Annotated in this window: 2 protein-coding genes; one reads left to right on the top strand and one right to left on the bottom strand. The window is 70.1% G+C overall.

Annotation, left to right across the window (positions count from 1 at the left end; genetic code table 11):
* Positions 1-465, top strand: a 465-nt coding sequence (locus AC1DYI_RS29190) for a hypothetical protein (protein ID WP_477207622.1), incomplete at its 5' end; no start/stop codon positions are given.
* A 5-nt stretch (positions 466-470) separates the two neighbouring features.
* On the opposite strand, the gene AC1DYI_RS29185 is transcribed toward AC1DYI_RS29190, so the two are convergent.
* Positions 471-3,820, bottom strand: a 3,350-nt coding sequence (locus AC1DYI_RS29185; protein ID WP_477207621.1) for a PAS domain S-box protein, incomplete at its 5' end; no start/stop codon positions are given.

Here is a 3,820-nt window from a genome sequence, read left to right as displayed (position 1 = left end):
CTGCTGAGCTGGCTGCTGCAATGGAGCAGCGAGATCCGCATCGCCGCGGGCAGCCTGGTGCTGCTGTTCGGCGCCTCGCGGCTGCTGTCGCGCCGTCACCCGCGCTGGCTGGTGCGCGTGCGGCCGTCGCAGCTCGCGCTCTGGTCGTTCCTGATGGCCACCGCCCACGGCGCCGCGCTGATGCTGCTGCCGATCCTGATGGGCTTGTGCGAGACACCCACCGCATCGGACGACACCTTCGGCCACGGCGGCATGATGGCGCTGATGCGGGCCGGCCTGGGCACGGCGCTCGTGGTCTCGCTGGTGCACACGGCGGCGATGATCGGCTCGGGGCTCGGCATCGCGTGGGTCGTCTACCGCTACGTCGGCCTGCAAGCGCTGCGGGCGGCTTGGCTCAACCTGGACCGGATCTGGGCGATAGGGCTGATCGTCTCGGGCGCCGCCGCCATCATCTTGGCGCGTTAGCTGGCTCAGCCTGCCGCGCGCAGAAAACGCCGCAGGTCGACCCCGAGCCGGGCCAGATTCAGCGGCTTGGTCCAGTACTCGCTCGCACCGGCCGCCAGCGCCGCGTCGACCGCTTCCGGCATCGCGCTGGCCGACAAGGCCACCACCGGCGTGCCGTTGAGCAGGTCGCCCGCGCGTAGCTGCTGCAGCAGTTCAGTGCCGTGCATGTCGGGCAGCTGCATGTCGAGCAGCAAGAGGTCGAAGTGGTCCTCTCGTCCGCGCGCCTGCGCCATCTGCGCGAGACCGGCCTCGCCGGTCGCGGCACTGCACAAGGCCACCTTCGGCCAGCGCATCAGGTACTCCTCGACCAGCATCAGGTTCACCGGGTTGTCCTCGATGTAGAGGATCGACCCTTCGAGGGTGTCTTCAACCGGCACCGGGGAGCCTTCGACGTGGTCCGGCCCCGTCAGGCGGCGCAGCGTATCGGCAGCGCTGACGCGCGGCAGCCGCACGCTCATGCGGGTCCCCTGCCCGACCGTGCTCTGCGCGCTGATCGTGCCGCTCATCTTCAACACCAGCTGGCGCGTCAGGTGCAGGCCGATGCCGGTGCCTTCGACCATGCTGCGTTCGCGCCCGAGCCGGTTGAAGGGCTCGAACAAGTGGGCGAGCTGGTCCTCGTTCATGCCGACGCCGTTGTCGACCACGTCGATGCTCAAGGTCTCGCCTTCGTCGACCACCTCGACCCGCACTTCGCCGCCCGGCCGGTTGTACTTGCAGCCGTTGGACAGCAGGTTCAGCACCACCTGGCGCAGCCGCGTCGCATCGGCCCGTACCGCCAGCCTGGCAGCGGCTGCCGCCCGCACGTGGTGCAACTGCACCTTGTGCCGCGCCGCCAGCGGGGCCGCCACCGACAGCGCCGTTTCGATCAATGGCTGCAGCAGCACCGACTCCAGCCGCATGTCGAGTTCGCCCGCCTCGATGCGCGAGACGTCGAGCACATCGTCGATCAACGCAAGCAAGTGCCAGCCGGCATCGCGCATCAGCGCCAGATGGCGGTGCTGGCGCGTGCTCATCGGCTCGCGCGGGTCGTCGCTCAGCAGCTGCGCAAAGCCCAGCATCGCGTTCAGCGGCGTGCGCAGCTCGTGGCTCATGCGCGACAGGAACTCGGTCTTGGCCTGGCTCGCGACCTCGGCCACGATGCGCGCCTCGCGCGCGGCTTCAGCGGCCAGCCGCTCGGTCAGGTCGTGGATCACGGCGGTCATCGTCATCCCGGCGCCTTCGCCCTGGCGCGACACCACGGCCTCGAAAGCAAAGTGCTCGCCATCGGCCCGCACGCCGTAAAGCAGGCGGTCGTGGTCCAGCGTCGTCTGCTCGCGGCCACTGTCCAGAAAGGCCTGCATGCCGCGGCGGTGCCGCTCGACCAGCTCGGCCGGAACAAAGTTGTCCAGCGGCTGGCCCAGCACCTGGTCCGCATTGACGCGGAACATCTCGCAGGCCGCGCGGTTGAACATCACCACCCGCTGCGAGGCGTCGAGCGTGATGATCGCGTCGAGCGCCGAGTCGACGATGCCGGCCAGTTGGCGCTCGCGGGCCAGCAACGCCTGTTCGGCTTGCCGGCGCGCGGTGATGTCATGACTGATCGTCAGCACCGCCGGCTGGCCGTCGTAGTCGATCAGCTCACCGTTGACCAGGATGATGCGCTCGGTACCGTCGTGGTTGACCACCTTGGCCTCGAAGTCGCGCACCTGGCCCTTGGCCTTCATCGCCGACATCAGGCGCTGGTAGTCCTCGTAGGACATGCCCAGCCCGAGCTCGTACAGGTTGTGGCCGAGCAACTGATCGCGCGAGCGGCCCACGCGCTGCGCGAAGACCGGGTTCAGGTCGAGCAGGCGGCCGTCTTTCAACGTGCGCACCGCAATGCCTGTCGGCGACGCTTCGAAGATGCTCTTGAAACGCCGGTGGTCGGTGGCAGCCTGGCGCTGCGCTTCGAGCCGCGCCTGCTCGCGCTGCAGGTTGTCCAGCGCGAAGGCCAGGTCGTCGGTCAGCTGGCGCAACAGGTCGACCAGGGCATCATCGAACCAGTCGGGCTCGTCCACATGCAGCAGCAGCACGCCGACGATGGCACCGGCGCAGCGCAGCGGGAACACCGCCAGCGCCCGCACACCGGCAGCGTCTGCCTGCTGGTGCCAGTCGGCGGCATAGGCGTCTGCACTGAGGTCGTTGCAGACGCCGGGCAGGCCGGCGAACAGTGCGCGGCCGGTCAGCGTCTGGGCAAAGCCCTCGGCCTGCGGGTCGCGTTGCGCCGGCATGGGGCCGAACAGCCGCTCGGCGGGGCCGGCCCAGGCCTCGGCGACCAGTTGGTCATCGACCTTGAGCCAGGCGCTGGCGATGCGCGCCTGGCCGGCGTCGACACAAGCGTCGCAGGCTTCTCGCAGCAGCTCATCGCGCGGCGCGCGGTGGATGATCGCGCGCTGGGTGCGCGACAAGGCGGTCAGGAAGCCCGACAGCCGCAGCACCTGCTGTTCGGCGCGGCGCTGGTCCGTGATGTCTTCGCCGATGCTCGCGCGGCCGACCACCAAACCGTGCTCGTCGCGCAGCACGGTGCTGCTCCAGCGCACCAGGCGGTGGGCGCCGGTGCGCGTCAGCAAGGTGGCTTCGTTGTGGGCCGGCAGGTGGCCATTGCGCAGCGCCAGGTGCCAGTCCTCGCGCTCGCCCAGGCTGCCGCGCGGCATGCAGCGGTCGCCGAAGTCGGCGCCGGACAACTCGTCCAGCTGCCAGCCGGTGCGCTGCAGGAAGAACTCGTTGCAGTAGGTGATGCGGCCTTCGCGGTCGGCGGCGATCGCCAGCAGCTCCACCGTGTCCAGCATCTCGCGAAAGCGCCGCTCCGACTCGGCCAGCCGGGCCTGGTCGCGGTCGCGGCCGTCGAGCATGCGGTTGAACTCGCTGGCCACGGTCCTGAACTCGCCGGGCAGCCCTTCGTCGGCACGGGYCTGCGGCTCACCCTCGGCCACGGCGCGCGCAGTGGCGGCCAAGTGGGCCAGCGGCGCGACCAACCGATGTGACAGGCGCCAGGCCAGCCACAACACCAGCACCGACAGCAGCCCGAGCGCCACCGCCGCTTGCCGCGCCTGGTTGCGCGCCGGCTCGAGCACCGCCTCTTCCGGCACGCCGGCCACCACCGTCAGGCCCCAGCTGCCCACCGGTGCGAGGGCATAGAAGCGGCGCACGCCGTCGACCCCGATGCCGACCCCTCGGCCTTCTGGCTGCTGCTGGCGAAAACTTTCCAGCCGGCTCGATTCGTCATGGCCGATCCACTTCGCCGGCTCGGGATAGCGGCCGATCACGATGCCCGCGCGGTCTTGCAGCACCAGCGTGC

This window comes from Ideonella sp. P3_A4, from assembly GCF_056403075.1.
Note: the sequence above shows the minus strand (reverse complement) of the source record. Positions and strands in the feature narration are given on the sequence as shown.